15 protein-coding genes and 1 tRNA gene are annotated in these 17,694 nt (G+C 65.4%); 10 read left to right on the top strand and 6 right to left on the bottom strand.

The window, feature by feature from the left end:
- Window positions 1-13: 13 nt before the first annotated feature.
- Window positions 14-1,252: a dihydroorotase gene (locus tag GRI47_RS00825; RefSeq protein WP_160659524.1), complete on the bottom strand. Its 1,239-nt coding sequence runs from the start codon at window positions 1,250-1,252 to the stop codon at window positions 14-16.
- A complete protein-coding gene (locus GRI47_RS00820; RefSeq protein ID WP_160661225.1) occupies window positions 1,243-2,259 on the bottom strand; it encodes an aspartate carbamoyltransferase catalytic subunit in 1,017 nt (338 codons plus the stop codon). Before GRI47_RS00820 ends, GRI47_RS00825 begins: the two co-directional genes overlap by 10 nt.
- A gap of 119 nt (window positions 2,260-2,378) precedes the next feature.
- Here GRI47_RS00820 and sppA point away from each other — a divergent pair, with 119 nt between their 5' ends.
- The 8 genes from sppA to GRI47_RS00780 all read left to right on the top strand — a co-directional run bounded on the left by sppA (window position 2,379) and on the right by GRI47_RS00780 (window position 12,011).
- Window positions 2,379-4,271 carry a signal peptide peptidase SppA gene (gene sppA, locus GRI47_RS00815; protein ID WP_160659523.1) on the top strand — a complete coding sequence of 631 codons (1,893 nt, stop codon included), beginning with the start codon at window positions 2,379-2,381 and terminating at the stop codon, window positions 4,269-4,271.
- Between the two features lie 112 nt (window positions 4,272-4,383).
- Window positions 4,384-4,458 (top strand) — tRNA-Val (locus GRI47_RS00810).
- A gap of 586 nt (window positions 4,459-5,044) precedes the next feature.
- Entirely contained in the window at window positions 5,045-6,049 is a 1,005-nt protein-coding gene (locus GRI47_RS00805; RefSeq protein WP_160659522.1) for a glycosyltransferase family 2 protein, read from the top strand.
- 77 nt (window positions 6,050-6,126) lie between these two features.
- The gene (locus GRI47_RS00800) at window positions 6,127-6,372 is read left to right on the top strand and encodes a DUF1289 domain-containing protein (RefSeq protein ID WP_160659521.1); all 246 of its coding nucleotides are present in this window, start codon (window positions 6,127-6,129) and stop codon (window positions 6,370-6,372) included.
- A gap of 192 nt (window positions 6,373-6,564) precedes the next feature.
- Entirely contained in the window at window positions 6,565-7,758 is a 1,194-nt protein-coding gene (locus GRI47_RS00795) for a GGDEF domain-containing protein (protein WP_160659520.1), read from the top strand.
- Window positions 7,759-7,858: 100 nt separating this feature from the next.
- Window positions 7,859-9,925: an HAD-IIB family hydrolase gene (locus GRI47_RS00790; protein WP_237452681.1), complete on the top strand. Its 2,067-nt coding sequence runs from the start codon at window positions 7,859-7,861 to the stop codon at window positions 9,923-9,925.
- Window positions 9,922-11,073, top strand: coding sequence for a hypothetical protein (locus GRI47_RS00785; RefSeq protein WP_160659518.1), 1,152 nt, complete (start codon window positions 9,922-9,924; stop codon window positions 11,071-11,073). The genes GRI47_RS00790 and GRI47_RS00785 overlap by 4 nt, the downstream gene beginning before the upstream one ends.
- Window positions 11,070-12,011 carry a glycosyltransferase family 2 protein gene (locus tag GRI47_RS00780; RefSeq protein WP_160659517.1) on the top strand — a complete coding sequence of 314 codons (942 nt, stop codon included), beginning with the start codon at window positions 11,070-11,072 and terminating at the stop codon, window positions 12,009-12,011. The genes GRI47_RS00785 and GRI47_RS00780 overlap by 4 nt, the downstream gene beginning before the upstream one ends.
- Here GRI47_RS00780 and GRI47_RS00775 read toward each other — a convergent pair.
- Window positions 11,918-13,054: a glycosyltransferase gene (locus tag GRI47_RS00775; protein ID WP_160659516.1), complete on the bottom strand. Its 1,137-nt coding sequence runs from the start codon at window positions 13,052-13,054 to the stop codon at window positions 11,918-11,920. The genes GRI47_RS00780 and GRI47_RS00775 overlap by 94 nt on opposite strands.
- A gap of 107 nt (window positions 13,055-13,161) precedes the next feature.
- On the opposite strand from GRI47_RS00775, the gene GRI47_RS00770 reads away from it, so the two are divergent.
- Entirely contained in the window at window positions 13,162-13,914 is a 753-nt protein-coding gene (locus GRI47_RS00770; RefSeq protein ID WP_160659515.1) for a Crp/Fnr family transcriptional regulator, read from the top strand.
- A gap of 125 nt (window positions 13,915-14,039) precedes the next feature.
- Window positions 14,040-14,789 (top strand): Crp/Fnr family transcriptional regulator, encoded by a 750-nt coding sequence (locus GRI47_RS00765; protein ID WP_160659514.1) that lies wholly within the window; start codon window positions 14,040-14,042, stop codon window positions 14,787-14,789.
- Between the two features lie 18 nt (window positions 14,790-14,807).
- Here the strand turns inward: GRI47_RS00765 and GRI47_RS00760 are convergent, their stop codons facing one another.
- From GRI47_RS00760 to GRI47_RS00750, 3 genes are all read right to left on the bottom strand, one after another.
- Window positions 14,808-15,494 carry a response regulator transcription factor gene (locus GRI47_RS00760; protein WP_160659513.1) on the bottom strand — a complete coding sequence of 229 codons (687 nt, stop codon included), beginning with the start codon at window positions 15,492-15,494 and terminating at the stop codon, window positions 14,808-14,810.
- A 136-nt stretch (window positions 15,495-15,630) separates the two neighbouring features.
- A complete protein-coding gene (locus GRI47_RS00755; RefSeq protein ID WP_160659512.1) occupies window positions 15,631-16,656 on the bottom strand; it encodes an aldo/keto reductase in 1,026 nt (341 codons plus the stop codon).
- Window positions 16,657-16,667: 11 nt separating this feature from the next.
- Window positions 16,668-17,645 carry an NAD(P)H-dependent flavin oxidoreductase gene (locus tag GRI47_RS00750; RefSeq protein ID WP_160659511.1) on the bottom strand — a complete coding sequence of 326 codons (978 nt, stop codon included), beginning with the start codon at window positions 17,643-17,645 and terminating at the stop codon, window positions 16,668-16,670.
- Between the last annotated feature and the right edge of the window lie 49 nt (window positions 17,646-17,694).

Raw genomic sequence — 17,694 nt, 5'->3', positions numbered from 1 at the left:
GGTTGGCCGCGCGCTAGAGCTTTACCGCGACACCGCCTTTGAACAGAGCGGTCACCCGGCCCTGCGTCGGCTGACCGTCGAAGGGCGTGTTGCCCGCGCTCGCTTCCATCTTGCGCCGATCGACGATCCAGGGCTTCTCGGGATCGATCAGCGCGATATCCGCCTCGTATCCCTGGGCCAGCACCCCGGCCTCGACACCCAGCAGGCGCGCGGGCGCAGTGGCGCAGAGGTCGAAGACGCGCGCCATGTCGATCCGTCCGTCCCGCTCCAGCGTCAAAAGCATGGCGAGCAGGGTCTCGGCCCCCGCCATCCCCGGTTCGGCGTCGGCGAAGGGGAGGCGCTTGTCCTCCGCGCCGCGTGGATCGTGGCCGCTGGAGACGATATCGATCGTCCCGTCCGCAATCCCCTCGATCACCGCCTCGCGATCGTCCTCGGGCCTCAGCGGCGGAGACAGGCGCATGAAGCTGCGGAAATCCGCGATGGCGAGATCGGACAGCATGAAATGGGCGGGCGTCACCCCCGCGGTCACCTTCGCGCCGCGCGCCTTCGCTTCGCGGATCAGGGCGATCCCCGCGCGCGTCGTCACCTGGCGGAAATGGATGCGCGCGCCCGCGATCTCGGCGAGCGCCAGATCGCGCGCGATCGCCAGAGTCTCGGCTTCGGCAGGCGCGCTCGGCAATCCCAGTCGGGTCGCCATCTCGCCTGCGGTCGCCACCGCATCAGCGGCCAGCGCGCCGTCTTCGGCATGGGCCACCACGGGCAGGTCCAGCATGGCGGCATAGCGCAGGAGCCGCAGCATCACGCCCGAATCGCCGATCCAGCGCCGCCCGGTCGCAATCCCGCGCGCGCCCGCCGCGCGCATCAGCGCCGCTTCGGCGAGCGATTCCCCTTCGAGCCCGCGCGTCGCGGCGGCAAGCGGGTGGACCCAGAAATCGGGCTTCCCGCTTTTCGAGATATGGGCCACCCGGCTCGGCAGATCGAGCGGCGGGGACTGGTCGGGCATCAGCGCGGCGCGCGTGATCCCGCCGAAATGGAAGGCCGGCTTGTCGACCGCGAACACGCCGTAATCGACCAGACCCGGCGCGACGAGACTTCCGCGCGCCTGCACCACCTCGTAACCGTCCTGCGGCGCGACATCGCCCAGCGCCGCGATCCGCCCGTCGACCAGCCTGATCGTGCCTTCGCGGAGCCCATCGGGCAGGACCAGCCTGCCGCCCGCGATCGTGATCGGCTTGGCCTGCTTCACGCCCATCCCTCCACGCCGCGCGCCTTTCGGGTCAGCACGTCGAGACAGGCCATGCGGATCGCCACGCCCATTTCGACCTGCCGGGTGATGATCGAACGATCGAGCATATCGGCGACGTCGCTGTCGATCTCGACCCCGCGATTCATCGGGCCGGGATGCATGACCAACGCTTCGGGCGCGGCATTGTCGAGCCGCTGCTTCGTCAGCCCGTAAAGGTGATGATATTCGCGCGCGGAGGGGATGAACTGGCCGCTCATCCGCTCGGTCTGGAGGCGCAGCATCATCACCACGTCGGCGCCTTTCAGCGCCCGGTCGAAATCGTGGAATACTTCCGCCCCCATCCGTTCGATCCCCTGCGGCATCAGCGCGGGCGGCGCGCACAGCCGCACGCTCGCGCCCAGAGCCTGAAGGCACAGAAGGTTCGAGCGCGCGACGCGGCTGTGCAGGATGTCGCCGCAGATCGTCACGGTCAGCCCGGTGAAATCCTCGCTCGGCTCGCCCCGGTCGGCCAGCGCCTCGCGCAGGGCCAGAGCGTCGAGCAGGGCCTGGGTCGGATGCTCGTGCTGCCCGTCGCCCGCATTGAGGACCGGACAATCGACCAGCCCCGCGATCAGCTGGGTCGCCCCGCTCGATCCGTGGCGGATCACGATCCCGTCGGCGCGCATGGCGTTAAGCGTGATCGCGGTATCGATCAGCGTCTCGCCCTTCTTCACGCTGCTGGTGGCGGCGTGCATGTTCACGACATCCGCGCCCAATCTTTTGCCCGCGATCTCGAAGCTCAGGAGCGTGCGGGTGGAATTCTCGAAAAAGGCATTGATGATCGTCAGCCCGGCGAGCGTATCGTGATGCTTGTGCCGCTTGCGGTTCAAATCGACCCATTGTTCCGCCTCGTCGAGCAGGAACAGGATTTCGTGCCGCTCCAGCTGCGCGATGCCGGTGAGGTCGCGATGCGGGAAGGCGAGCCGACCCGCAGGATAGCGGTTTTGGGAGGAAGGGACGCCGGACGATGCCATTGAAGCCATGCCCCTAATCGACCGCCATGGGCCGCTCAAGCATTATCGGTGGCGCTTGCCCCGCATCGTGCCTACACCCCGCCCCAAGCTGAAGACTGCAAGTTGATGGGGACGATCGCATGAAATTCGCAGGCCGGGTGTGGCGCTTGCTGGTGGGGATCAAGGACGGACTGGTGCTCGTCTTCATGCTGCTGTTCTTCTTCGCGCTCTATGCCGTGCTGACCGCGCGGCCCAGCCCCGCGCAGGTCCGCGAAGGCGCGCTGGTCCTCGCGCTAGACGGGGTGGTGGTCGAGGAACGCACCCCGATCGATCCGTTCCAGGCGCTGCTGTCGGGCGCCGCGCCGGTCGGTGAATATCAGGCGCGCGACCTCGTGCGCGCGCTTGACGCGGCGGCGAGCGACGAGCGGATCACCGCGGTCGTGCTCGATCTCGACAGCTTCTTGGGCGGTGGACAGGTCCATCTGCAGGATATCGGCGAGGCGATCGACCGGGTGCGCGCAGCGGACAAGCCGGTGCTGAGCTTCGCCACCGCCTATGCCGACGATGCCCTGCTGCTCGCCAGCCATGCCAGCGAGATCTGGGTCGACCCGCTGGGCGGCGCGGCCATTGCCGGGCCGGGCGGCGGCAATCTCTATTACGGGCAATTGCTCGAAAATCTCGACGTCAACGCCCGCGTCTATCGCGTCGGCACCTATAAGAGCGCGGTCGAACCCTATCTGCGCAACACCATGTCGGACGAGGCGCGCGAGAATTACGCCGCGCTCTACGGCGCGCTGTGGGGCGAATGGCAGGCGCATGTGAAGAAGGCGCGGCCCAAAGCCGATATCACGCTCGCCACGCGCGATCCGCAGGCGTGGCTGGCTGCGTCGAATGGCGATCCGGCCAGCGCCGCGCTCGCTGCCGGGCTGGTCGACAAGCTCGGCAGCCGCGACGAATTCGAAGCGCGGGTGGTGGAAGTGGTCGGCGCGGACGATTGGTCCAGCGAGCGCAACGCCTATCCGGCCACCGAGCTCGACCCCTGGCTCGAGGATACGGAGCCCGCGGCGGATGGCGGCACGATCGGCGTGGTCACCATTGCGGGCCAGATCGTCGACGGGGACGCGGGTCCGGGCACGGCGGGCGGGACGCGCATCGCCGACCTGCTCGACGAAGCGCTGAACGACGATCTTTCGGCTCTGGTCGTGCGGGTCGATTCGCCCGGCGGATCGGTGCTGGCGAGCGAGGAAATTCGCCGCGCGATCCTGCGGCACAAGGCGAACGACATCCCGATCGCGGTCTCGATGGCGAATGTCGCGGCGAGCGGCGGATATTGGGTCTCGACCCCCGCCGACCGCATCTTCGCCGAGCCGGAGACGATCACCGGATCGATCGGCATCTTCGCCGTGATCCCGACTTTCGAAAATCTCGCAGCGCGCATCGGCGTTTCGACCGATGGCGTGCGCACCACGCCGCTTTCGGGCCAGCCGGACCTGATCGGCGGCTTCACCCCCGAAGTCGATGCGATGATCCAGTCGGGGATCGAGGACGGCTATCGCGATTTCCTCACCCGCGTGTCGCAGGCGCGCAATCTCAGCATGGAACAAGCGGACCGCATCGGTCAGGGCCGGGTCTGGGACGGCGGTGCGGCGCGCCAGATCGGCCTGGTCGACCAGTATGGCAGTCTCCAGACCGCGATCGACTGGGCCGCGAAGGAAGCGGGCCTCGAGGACGGCGGCTGGCACGTCGCCTATCTGGGTGACGAGCCCGGCACCTACGATACCCTTCTGCGCCAGTGGCTGATCGGTGATGAAAGCGAGGCGCGGGCCGACATGACCGCCCTGTTCGCGCGCCGCCAGCAGGCGCTCGCCGGGAGGATCGAGGCCGATCTCGATCGCCTGCTCACCACGCAGGGCGCGCAGGTCTACTGCCTCGAATGCCCGCAGACACCGACCGCCAAAACGGCCCGTGTTGACGGGATGGGTGGCGAGCTGAATGGTTGGCTGGGCAGGCTGGCCAGACTGATCCTCGATTGATCGAGCAGCAGGCGAGGCGAGAGGCGCAAATTTCGCGCTGACCGCTTGCCAAGGCCGTCCACCAGGCGTAAAGGCGCGCCCCTGCCCGGCAGCCCAAAGCTGCCCCACGGGCGGGCGCGTAGCTCAGTGGTAGAGCACACCCTTCACACGGGTGGGGTCGCAAGTTCAATCCTTGCCGCGCCCACCATCTTTTCAATGACTTAGAAGAGATGGGCTGCGTTTCCATGAAAAAAACATGAAAAACTTGGGTGGACATCCGCGAACATGAGCGGAGACCTCGGCGTGACGATTTTTCGAGCAATCGCCGGCTTGATCGATTTGCAGCGATGCAGCGAGCCAGAGGGTTACCGCATTTTCACGATTGGCTGACAAATATGCCCGCTCAAATTCGAGAGAACGTATGTCAGTCCATCAACCAATCTTCCCGGCCAAGGCCATCGAGCTCGTTAAGTCCCGGGATCTCGAAAAAGCTGATGCTCTACTAGCCGATTTCGCCGCGGCCGGCCTAATCAAGACTTATGCTCTTGTGCGAGAGATAAGACCCACTGGGGGACCGACCAAGGTAGTACGCGACGCTCAGATTCCGGCCCAAGATTGGGAGAGGATTGTAGCATCAAAAAAGATTCAAGCCGCCCTGGACGGTGGAACGGTTCGGCTCGAAGGATCGCCCCTAGAAGGAGGCACGCCGTCCGTCCTCATAACGGGAATCAGCTTCTCCGAAGCCGCGCTGATCAAAGTCCTCGATAGATATTGCGTGGTTTCACCTGTTGGGCATGGCCGCTCGCGGTGATCTGGGTCCGGCCGACGAAGAGCAGCTGGAGGCCGATGCGGCCAATGCGGGGATCGGCTTCGCGCGCACGCCCCTGGTCTGCGTGATCGACGCGGATTCGATCGTCGAGCCGGATAGCCTGCTGCGCGCCTCCGAGCCCTTCATGCATGATGACGGCAGGCTCGTCGCGGTCGGCGGCGCCATCAGGGTGGCGAATGGCAGCAGGGTCGAAGGCGGATCGCTCCAGGAAATCCGCATATCGAGGGATTTCATCCCGCAATTTCAGGTCTGCGAATATCTGCGCGCCTTCCTCACCGCCAGAGTTGCGAACGCCCATACCAATACGCTGATGCTGATCTCCGGCGCCTTCGGGCTGTTCCGGCGATCGGATCTGATCGAGATGGGCGGATATCGGCACGACACCGTGGGTGAGGACCTCGAACTGGTCACGCATATCCATCGCCACATGAGGGAGAAGAAGCGGCCCTACAGGATAGCATTCGTTCCCGATATCGTCTGCTGGACCGAAGCCCCCGCGTCTTTGGAAGGCCTGGCCAATCAGCGCGCGCGCTGGCAGCAAGGCGCCCTCGAAACTCTCAGCTTTCATCGCCGGATGATCGGCAACCCGCGCTATGGCCGTATCGGAATGCTCGCCCTGCCGCAGATGATCCTGGAAGATCTGCTCGGTCCGCCAGCCGAACTCATCGGCTACGTCCTGATCCCGCTGGCGGTTCTGCTGGGTATTCTCGATCCGATGGCGGCACTGGTCTTCTTCTTCGTGTCGGTCGTGTTCGGATGCGGGTTGAGCGTGGGGACGCTGGCTCTCGAAGAACACCAGCTCCGCCGCACCCCGACCGCGAAGGACCTGTTGCGCATCGGATGGGCGGCGATCGTCGAGAACTTCGGATACCGCCAGTTGAACCTGTGGTATCGCCTCAAGGGGGTGAAGCGCTATCTCAAGAGCGACAGCACATGGGCGGCCGTTCCCCGCGAAGGCTTCAACGCCTGAATGTGATTTTGCTTTTTGAATGAGGACCAGTCAGGCGCGAGCCACCTCTGGAACGGTGGTCCGACGATCGCCTTCAAATGCTTTGGACGCTTGATTTGTCCCGATCCTGGAGAGATCAACCGCCGGTGCCCGCCATCGCCTCCCCTTGCATCAATCTCTGTCGGCTGGACCGGGACAATCGCCATTGCACGGGGTGCGGGCGCTCTCTCGACGAGATCGCGGCGTGGCAGGCGGCCAGCGACGCAGACAAGCGAGCGATCATTCGCGAGGCAGCAGAGAGGCTGCGTGTGGCCGGGTCGGTGCGACCGGAGCCGATGCCCTAAGCCCCACCAGTCTTGCCCACCGATCCCGGTGCGGGTCGCTCCGCCAGTCGCGCCGATCGGGCGGGCCGGTTCGAAGGGGTGTGGCTATGGACGTCCGGGTGTTTTACCCGTTCGTAACCATACCTGCCCTAGGGGTTTCCCGAACCAGCCGCTTCCACGTGTGAACCGAACACCGGGATCATCATCGCGACCATGCCCCAGGCCATCCTGCCGATCCTGACCAATATTCTGGTCGCCGCGATGTTTATCGGGGCGTTCCTCGTCACCGCCCATACCTACCCGATGGTCCGGCGCGCGCGCTGGTTCGCCCTTGCCTTTGCGTTCGGCGTGATCGAGCCTCTGGCTGGTCTCGCCATCTGGCTTGGCGGGAATGTCGCGGTCCTGCAAACCATCGGTTTCGCGTCTTTTCTCACCGCGCTGGTCACGATGGCGCTGGCCATGTCGCATTATCACAAGCGCCGACCGATGTGGGCGAGCGCCGCGCTGATCCTGATTTGCGGCTGCCTGTGGCGGGTCGCGACGATCGAGGCGCCGCGCGATACGGTTTGGTATCAGCTCTCCTTCCAGAGCTGGTTCACATTTGGGGCGATCCTTTGCACGGTGGCGATGAAGCGGCACGCGCCCCCGTCCCTGCTCAATCGCTGTCTCGTCGGTGTATCCGTCGTCATGGCCCTGCATTTCCCGCTCAAGGCGGCGTTCGCCATCTGGCTGGGAACGGGCGCGACGGAACGGGACTATGCGGGCACGATCTACGCCGCCATCTCGCAGGCGAGCAGCGGCTTGCTGACGATTGCCGCCGGCCTGTTGGTCATCGCGAGCTTCCTGCATTCGGTCGTGAGGGCCAGTCAGACCGAGGCGCTTTCCGATCCGCTCACCGGCCTCCCCAATCGCCGGGCGCTCGACCGATGGCTGGACGTTGCGCAGAGCGCAGACACGCACACTGCGCTCAGCATCGCGATCATCGACGTCGATCATTTCAAGCGGTTCAACGACCGTTTCGGCCATGCCGTCGGCGACGAGGTGCTGCGCAAGGTCGCCGCCTGTCTCGAACGCAACCGGCCTTCCGCGGGCCATGCGGCGCGCATCGGCGGCGAGGAATTCGTCCTGCTCCTGCCGCTGGACCAGCGCGCCGCCTTCCTTGCCTGCGAAAGCATGCGCCTCGCCATCGAGCAGCTCGACTACGCGGATGCCGATCTCATCACCGTGAGCATCGGCATGGCCACGATGAAGGCAGGCGAGGCGACGGGCGATCTTTTGCGGCGCGCGGACCGCGCGCTTTACCGTGCCAAGGCCGCCGGGCGCGACCGATGCGAGATCGATGCGGCAGATGGCGAGGTGGCACGGCAGATCGCACCCCCGGCCCTAAAGCTTGTTCCGCGTCGATGACCCCCCGAAAATAAACGCATAACAAACGTTTAAATGGAGCCCGGTGATCTCGCGGGCGGATTGGGTCCCTGTGAGTATCAGGGGCCCTCGTTTGCATATCATGTCGATCGCGCTGGGAGGCTGCCTTCGGGCAGAGCCGGTTCAATACGGAATTACCGAGGATACCGGCGGCCACATCACCTATATTCTCGGCGAGATGGAAGCGCTGGCGCGGCGGGACGATGTCGAGCTGGCGGAGATCATCACAAGGCGCTTCGTCGATAAAAGGCTCGGCGCGATCCATGCGCAGAGCGAGGAATGGATTTCGGACACATGCGTGATCCGGCGGATCGACAGCGGCGATCCGCGCTATCTGGCCAAGGAAGCCCTGGCGCAGGATCGTGCCGCCTTCATCGATGCTTTGTTCGCGGACCTGCGGGCGCGCAGCCGCTTGCCGGACATCGTCCACGCCCACTTCGCCGATGCCGCCGACATCGCCGCCCAGATCGAGCGCGAGTTCGGAATACCCTTCATCTACACCGCGCATTCGCTCGGGCTGGACAAGCGCGCTGCCGTCACCGCTCCCGGACCCGAACTGGCAGCCGAGTTGGATGGCCGGATCGCCGAGGAAGATCGCGCGATCGGTGCCGCGTCGGCGATCGTCGGCTCCTCGCGCGACGAATGCGAGCGGCAGATCCTGGCCTACCCGTCCGCCCGGATAGGCCGCGTCAACCGGATCGTGCCGGGCGTGAAGGTGCCCAGCGTCGGGCAAGACGCCAGGGACCGCGCACGCGATCTGATAGCGCCCTTCCTGCGTGAGCCGGACAAGCCGATCATCCTCGCTATCGCCCGACCCGTGGCGAAGAAGAACCTCGCCATGCTGGTCGAGGCCTTCGGTCGATCGCCCTGGCTGCGCGCGAAGGCCAATCTCGTGATCCTTGCCGGCCTGCGCGACGGGATCGAAAGCGGCGGGGCGGAAAGGCGCGCCGTCTTTTCCGAGCTCCTCGATACGATCGACCGGCATGAATTATACGGGAGCATCGCTTACCCGCCGCGCCACGCGCGCGAGGATGTGGAGGCGCTCTTCGCGCTTGCCCGAGAGAGTGGCGGCGTCTTCGTCAATCCGGCGAAGGTGGAGCCCTATGGCCTCACTCTCGTCGAAGCCGCGGCCCATGGCGTGCCGGTCGTCGCCACGCGCATCGGTGGCCCGATCGACATTCTCGACCAGCTGGACCACGGCTTGCTCGTCGATCCAGACGATCCGCAGGACATTGCCGATGCGATCGAGCGTCTGCTGGACGACCGCGCGCTCTGGGCGGAGAAATCGGCCAACGCCCTCGCCCGCGTAACCGCGATGACGTGGGAGGCCTATGCGGACCATTTCGTCGCTCTGGCGCGTGACATCTTGTCGCGGGAAGAGCCTGTGAACAAGGTCCTATCTTCGCTGCTCGTCTGCGATCTCGACAACACGCTGACCGGCTGCCGCATCGGCGTTTCGCGATTGCGCGAGTATCTGAGCAGGAACAGCGGCGTCGGCTTCGTCCTCGCGACCGGACGCTCGATCGTCGAGGCGCAGCGTATCGTGCGCGAATGGGGATTGCCCAGGCCGCGCGCCTGGATCACCTCGGTCGGAAGCGAACTCTACGTCGAGCGCCATGGAGAAATCGAGCGCGATCTCCTCTTCGATCGCAAGATCGCGCTCGGCTGGGATCCTGCTGCCGTGGACGAGGCGGTGAAAGGCCTCAAGGGCCTGACGCCGCAGCCCCATTACGAACAACGCGAATTCAAGCGCAGCTTCTTCGCCGACGACCCGACCGTGGCGGACGCCCTGCGCGTGCGTCTGCTGGAACGCGGCATCTACGCGCGGACCGTCCTCAGCCATGCGACCCTGCTCGACATTCTTCCGATCGCGGGGGGAAAGGCGGTTGCCATGCGGCACATCGCCGGACGGCTGGGCGTCGATATGCGCAACGTTTTCGCTGTGGGGGACAGCGGAAACGACGAGGATATGCTGAGCGTGTGCGACAATGCGATCATGGTCGCGAACCACTCGCAGGAAATCGCCACGCTGTCGGACCGGGCGAATGTCTATGTGGCGCGGCGCTCGCACGCCAATGGCGCGCTGGAAGGCATCCTGGCGCACCAGCGGCGCCAGCGCGCGGCTCACCGGGTGGAGCAGGTGGCATGACGCGCGCGCAGCCGATCGGCTATTTCGTCCACCACCAAGGACGCGGCCATGCCGAACGCGCGGCGAGCATTGCCAACGAGCTGGCGGCGAAAAGGCCGGTCACCCTGTTCTGCGCCCGCGAGGATATCTTTCCCGCTCTCGCCCCCGGTGTCGAGGTGATCGCCATCCCCTCCCTGTTCGAGCCGACCGGTCGCGAACCGGCAGCGCTACAAAGTTTCGCGATGCCGGACACCACGCATTGCGCGCCGCTGGGTTGGGATACGATCAGAGAGGCCATGGCGACCATCACCGCATGGTTCGCGCGCGCCAATCCGGCGCTGTTCGTCACCGACGTTTCCGCCGAACTCGGCCAGCTCGCGCGGCTCTGTTCGGTGCCGCATATAGCTGTGATGCAGCACGGCGCTCGCAACGATCCGGGTCACATGGCGGCGTATGACAGCGCGGTGGGCCTGCTGGCGCCCTATGCGCAGGCGCTGGAGCAGGCCGACCGGCCCTATCATCTGCGCAAGAAGACTCACTACGCCAGCGGCGTCGGGATCGATTGCCGCGCCGCGCCGTCTCGCATGGCGGCTAGGGCGGAACTGGGGATCGCGGAGGATGCGGAGATCGTGCTGGTGGTCGCGGGCGGCGGCGGCGAAGGCACGCCGAGCGCCCCGATCACGCTCGGCGCGCGGGCCGAACCGAATGTGCGCTGGATCACCATCGGCACCGTGCGGAGCGAATGGCACGAGACGCCGCCCGGCAATCTCGAGCATCGCGGCTGGGTCGACAATCCGCAGACCTGGATCGCGGCCGCCGACCGCGTCGTATCGAGCTGCGGCAACACGACCGCGCATATGGTGCTCGCCGCCGGTCGTCCTTGGATCGTGGTGCCCGAATGGCGCTATTTCGACGAACAGCTCTGCAAGGCGGAGGTGCTCGATCGCGAAGGCCTGGCCGCGGTATCGCGCCAATGGCCGTCCCATGCGGAAGGCTGGGCGGGCCTGAGGCGCGCTGCCGGTCTTATCGAGTGCGAACGCCAGCGCGCGATCATCGATCATGATGCTGCGACGAAGGCGGCACACTGGCTGGACGAACTGGCTGTCCGGCTCTGGCAATCGGACGGGGAAAAACCTGCCGTGGAAATAGTGGCGGAGATCATCGCATGACAGCTTCGGTTTGCACGCTCGCCCATGGGCGCGAGCGGCATCTCTCCAATCTCGTGAGCGGCCTCGCCCGTAATCGCCGACAGCCGATGGAACTGGTCGTGGCGGTCATGCAGGATCGCGAATACGATCTGCCGGAAACCGACTTTCCCATTCGCCAGATCGTCATGGGCGAAAAGGGAATCCCCCTGGCACAGGCCCGCAATCGCGCCGCTGCCGAGGCGCGGGGCGAGCTGCTCGTCTTCCTCGACGTGGATTGTATCCCGGATCCCGAATGTCTGGCGGATTACGCCATCGCCGCCGCATTGAACGATGGCGTGTTCATGGGCGAAGTCGGCTATCTACCGAAAGGCGCCACCGATGCGGGGATCGATTACGCCCGGTTCGAACGCGTCGCGGTCAAGCATTCGGAGCGTGCCGGCCCTCCGGCGGGAATGGTCGGCGAATGCGGCGATTATCGTTGCTTCTGGTCGCTCAATTTCGCTCTTACGAAAGCGGCGTTCACCCAGATCGGCGGGTTCGACGAGGGATATGACGGCTATGGCGGCGAGGATACCGATTTCGGGCGGACATTCGTGTCGCAAGGTCAGCCCTTGTGGTGGGTGCGCGGCGCGAAGGCCTATCACCAATATCACCCCCACCACATGCCGCCCGTCCACCACATCGACAGCGTGATCCGCAACGCGCAATATTTCGAAACGAAATGGAACGCGCCGACGATGGAACACTGGCTGCGCGCCTTCGAACTGATGGGCCTCGTCAAGCGCGATGGACAAGGCGGCTTCGTCAAGCTCCGCGATCCCGGCCCGGCAGAACTGGCCCTGACACGCCAGCAGGAACACGCGCCCTATGCGAGTGCCTCCAAAGCCTTGGCGCTGATGGAGGAACGGATCGCGCGCGGCGAACCGGCCGTGCCGCAAGCCGAGATGGCCGCCGCGTAGCAGCACTCGTACCCGGCGATCATCCGGGGGATCGAAAACCGCGCCAGCGCGCGCTCGCGGCACAGGGAGCGGTCGACCTTCGCGACAGCCTGAATGGCTCGGGCAAGCGCGGCCACGTCACCATCGGGCCCCAGTATCCCGCAATCGCCGACCACCTCCGGGATAGCCCCGCGCGCGAATCCGACGACGGGAGTGCCGCTGGCGAGCGCTTCCGCCGCGACGAGACCGAAAGGTTCGTCCCAACGCGGCGTGACGAGCGCGGCACGGCTGGTGCGGATTTCCTGTTGCAGGCGCGCGGAATCGAGATGGCCTTGATAGACGATCTGCTCGCAGAGATGCGGCGCGACTTCACGGGCGAAATACGCGGCATCCTCGATCGGGCCGAACACACGCAGCGCAGCCTTCGCGAGCCGCGCGGCGCGCACCGCTTCCGCCGTTCCCTTGTTCGGCGCGATCCGGCCCACCCATGTCAGGTGCTCCCCGACTGTCTCTTCGGGGTTAGCGGCTAGCGGACGCCATGCGTCGGTATCGACTCCGTTCGGCACCACGCGCAGCCGGTCCCGGCACGCTTCCGGCCAGAGAGAAACCTGGTGGTGCGAGGTCACGGTCACCGCCACACCCGGACGCCCGATATGGGCCGCAACCGCGTTCCTCATCGCGCCGAAGGGGGGCACGTGCTGGGATGTGACGCAGGGTATCCCCGCATCGGCGCACCAACCAATGACCGGAGCGAACAGCGAATTGTTGTGGACCATGTCGAACGATCCCGCGCGCAGGTGATCGAACGCGCTGGCGAACCCTTCGAATTGATAGGCCGCCAGCCGCTCCGTCCCGTGCCAGAGTTCGAACGGCAGCACGCTCTCATAGGGCTGCGCGACGGTCGGCACGAGAGCGGGATCGTCCGACCCGGCGGCGGCGAACAGCGTCACCTCGTGGCCTCGCGCCCGCAATCCGCGGCACAGGGCGTGGCAGTGCGCCTCCATCCCGCCCTTAAAGGGTTCGGCGATGGCGTGGCGGATATGGGCGAGAACCGCGATCTTCATGCGCGGCGTGTGCGTGTGGGCATGAGAAACCGAACGGGTTCGCCGCTCACCCGGCCACCGAACTAACAATAGTTGGCAGCTTGGCGATGCGCCGCTAACGCACCGCCATGGTGGACCAGACGGAGATCGAACGCTTCCCCCTGACCGGACGGTTCCTCGAGGGCCGCGCCCGGCACGCCCTGAGCGAGAGCGAAAAGGCGCGGATCGAAGGATTGGTGTCCGAAACGGTTGATCGCGACCATGGCGACCGCATCATCGCGCGCGGCGATGTCTGCAACACCTCCACCATGCTCGTCGAAGGCTTCATGCTGCGAACGCTCGAAAGCGACGGCAAGCGCCATGCGGTGAGCTTCCACGTGCCGGGAGACTTCGTCGATCTGCACTGCTTCGCGCTGAAGCACCTCGATCACAATATCGACTGCGTGGGCCCCGCCAAGATCGCGCTGGTTCCCCACGAGCGGCTGACCGCCGCCATGGCGGACGACCCCCATCTCGGCCGCCTGTTGTGGTTTTCCACCCTGCTGGACGCGGCCCTCCACCGCCAGTGGATCATGAAGCTGGAGCAGCTGACCGTGCCGCGCCGCATCGCCTATATCTTCGCCGAGATCTGGCGGCGGCTCGAAATGGTCGGCCTTGGCGACGAAACCGGGTTCGACACGCCGCTGACCCAGAACAATATCGCCGAAATGTGCGGCGCGACCGCGATCCATACGAACCGCGCGATCGGGAAACTGCGCGCCGAGGGCATCGCCGATTTCCGGCGCGGGCGCGTCGAGATCGCATCGCGCGAAACGCTCGAGACCTTCGCGGATTTCGAACCCGATTATCTCTACGGGGACGGAGACCTGTCCTTCCGCTGAGCGCTCGGTCTTCGCAAAAAACGCGAAACGAATAAAGAACAGGAAGCTAACATCCGTCAATAGACCCGCCCCACGGGCTCGCTTACGTCCGCGCCGACCTGAACGTGATGTGGGATTGCGAGACGATGGAGTATCCGCTGACCGGCAATTTCCTCGCCGGCCGCCTGCGCGACAATCTCTCCGAAGACGATCTGCGATATATCGAGACCCTGGTTGAATCTGTCGAGGAGCATGGCAATGCGACCGTCCTCATCGAGCGCGGCCAGGTCGCCGAACGCAGCACCCTTCTGATCGAGGGTTTCGTCTTCAGAACAATCGAGAAAACCGATCGACGGTATATCGTCGGCGTTCACGTGCCGGGTGACTTCGTCGACTTGCACGGGTTCGCCCTCAAGCGGCTGGATCACAACATCGTCACCGTAGGGCGAGTGAAGGTCGGGTATGTGAGCCACGGTGCGCTTCGATCGGTGATGCGCGAGCGGCCGGGTGTCGCGCGGGCGATGTGGTTCGCCACGCTGCTCGATGCCGCCATCCATCGCAAATGGATCCAGACGCTCGAACAGCTCGATGCCCCGCGCCGGATCGCGCATCTCTATTCCGAATTGCGCAAGCGGCTGCAATTGATCGATCGCCCGGTCAACGGACCGATGAGGACGCCGTTCACCCAATTGGACCTCGCCGATATGTGCGGGGTCAGCGCGATCCATGCCAATCGCGCAGTGGGCAAGCTGCGCGCGGCCGGGGTCGGCGAGATCCGGCGCGGCGATCTCTATCCCACCGATTGGGACGCGCTCGAAGCCTATGCCCGGTTCGAACCGGACTATCTCTATGGTGACGGCGCGCTGAGGCTGACGGAAGCGTGGGACGCCGCGTAAGCCCGCTGGTGACAGCCCTTATTCGCTGTCGAAGACATAGCCCAGCGATCGCACCGTGCGCAGCGGCTGGCCCGCGCCCGCCTGCTGGAGCGCGCGGCGCAGGCGGCCGACCCAGACATCGACGGTGCGCTCGTCGATCGGGGGGTCCTGCTTGCCCAGCCCCGCGATCAGATCCTGGCGGCTAAGCACGCGATCGGGATTTTCTGCGAAGAACCGCAGCAGGCGAAACTCGTTGGGGCGCAGGGCCAGCCGCTCGCCGCCCCAGCGCGCCTGGAGCGATCCCAGATCGATCGCCAGCGCCCCCAGTTCGATCACGCGCGCCACCCGCTGCTGCTGGCGCGGCGAGCGCAGGGCGAAGACCCGGTCGAGCATGGCGTGGCGATCGACGGGGCCGATCATGTAATCGTCCGCCCCCGCCTTCAGCGCGCGGCGCCGATCCTCGTCATGCGCAGCCTTGTCCTCGCCATCCAGCACCATGGTGATATGCGCATCCGCCATGCGCGGATCGCGGCGCAGGCGGCGGCACAGTTCGAGGCCCGACATATCCTCGAGCACCCAGTCGATAAAGGCCCAGACCTGCCCTTCCGCGATGCGGCGCGGCCCGTGCCCGGTCAGCCGGTCGAACACGACATGGGTGTCGTCATGATCGAAAGGCGCGAAGGTCTCCGCCTCTTCCCCGGTCAGAAAGATCGAAACGATTTGCATGATTCCCCGACGCAATGCCCCCTTTGCCGGAGCCTTGTGTCGCGCTTGCGTGACCGCTGCGTGACGGGGATATCGCGAATGTGACAGGCCTGTCGCAGATTGCGCGATTTGCGCGTGTTTTTTGGCGGATAGGTGCTTATTCCCCGCGCAGGGTAAGCGCGAGATCGCCCGCCACCGTGCTTTCGACTCCGACCGGATTTTTGGGAAGGTAGGGCGCTTCGAGCCGCGCGATCTCCTCCTCGCTCAGGGCAAGCCCGGTCGCCGCCACCGCCGCCGCGATATGGCCGGGCTTGGTCGCCCCGATGATGGGCGCGACCATGGCGGGCTTGGAAAACTGCCAGGCAAGCGCCACGCTGGCCCGCTCCACCCCGCGCTCCTTCGCGATTGCGCCGACCGCTTCGATCACCGCGCGATCGGCCTCGACGTGCTGGCGATAGAGCGTCTTGCCGAACCCGTCGGTCTCGCTGCGGACCGTGCTTTCGTCCCAGGCCCGCGCCAGACGTCCGCGCGCCAGCGGGCTCCACGGGATCAGGCCCACGCCCTGATCCTCACACAGCGGGATCATCTCGCGCTCCTCCTCGCGATAGAGCAGGTTCACATGGTTCTGCATCGAGACGAAGGGCGTCCAATTGTTCGCGCGCGCCGTCTCCTGCGCCTTGGCGAATTGCCAGGCATACATGCTGGATGCGCCGAGATAGCGCGCCTTGCCCATCTTCACGATGTCGTGAAGCGCTTCCATCGTCTCCTCGATCGGGGTCGACGGATCCCACCGATGGATCTGGAACAGGTCGACATAGTCCATGTCGAGCCGCTTGAGGCTGTCGTCCACCGCCTGGAACAGGGCCTTGCGCGACAGACCGCCAGCGTTCGGTGCCCGCTTCCACGGGAGAAAGGCCTTGGTCGCCACCACGATCTCGTCGCGATGGGCGAATTCGGGCAGCAATTTCCCGATCACCTCTTCCGATGCGCCCATCGAATACATGTTGGCGGTATCGAAGAAGTTGATCCCCGCCTCGACAGCCTCGCGGATGAAGGGGCGGGACTGCCCTTCGTCCAGCACCCAGTCGCCATGCCAGCCGCGGCTGGTGTCGCCATAGCTCATGCAGCCGAGGCACAGGCGCGACACCTTGAGGCCCGAACGGCCAAGATTGCCATATTCCATGATCGAAACCCTTACGCGTCGAGGAACCCGGCGAGCCGCTGACGGATAATCGCCTCGGCCTCGCTCATGATCCGGTCGATCAGTTCCTGACAGGTCGGGATGTCGCTGATGAGGCCGGCCACCATACCGCAGGACCAGGCGCCCGCATCCATGTCTCCTTCCGCCATGATGCGCGGATAGACGCCCGCGACCTGTTCGTAGATATCCTCGAAAGTGAGGTCCGCGCCCTTTTCCTTCTCGATCTCGAGCAGTTTCTCGACCGCGTCATTGGTCATCACCCGCTCGGTGTTGCGAAGGGGCCGCATGACCAGCCGCGTGTCGAGTTCGCTCGCCGCGAGGATCGCCTGCTTCACATTGTCGTGCACCGGCGCTTCCTTCGTCGCGATGAAGCGCGTGCCCATGTTCATCCCCTCGGCGCCCATAGCCAGCGCCGCGACAAGGCTGCGCGCATCGGCCATCCCCCCGCTCGCGACGAAGGGGATCTCCAGCTCGTCCGCCGCGCGGGGGAGCAGGATCATGTTGGGAATATCGTCCTCGCCCGGATGGCCGCCGCATTCGAACCCGTCGACCGAGACCGCGTCGCAGCCGATCGACTGGGCCTTCAGCGAATGGCGCACGCTGGTGCATTTGTGGATCACCTTGATCCCGGCACCTTTGAGATGCGGCAGGACCTGTTCGGGATTGCGCCCGGCGGTCTCGACCACCTTCACCCCGCCTTCGATGATCGCCTTGACGAGGCCGGGATAGTCGGGCGGATTCAGCGAGGGCAGGAAGGTCAGGTTCACGCCGAAGGGCTTGTCGGTCATGTCCTTGCAGCGTGCGATCTCGTTGGCGAGCTTTTCGGGCGTGCCTTGGGTCAGCCCGGTGATGATGCCCAGCCCGCCCGCATTGGAAACCGCCGCCGCCATCTCGGCAAAGCCGACATAATGCATCCCGCCCTGGATGATGGGATGCTGGATGCCGAACATCTCGGTGATCGCGGTCTTCATGGGCGGGCCTCTCCTTTGTGTTTCGTTTTGCAACCGGTATCGGTGCGGA

Source organism: Qipengyuania pelagi (genome assembly GCF_009827295.1).
Classification (GTDB): Bacteria; Pseudomonadota; Alphaproteobacteria; order Sphingomonadales; family Sphingomonadaceae; genus Qipengyuania; species Qipengyuania pelagi.
The sequence above is the reverse complement of the archived record's forward strand: the minus strand, read 5'-3'. Positions and strand labels throughout refer to the sequence as shown.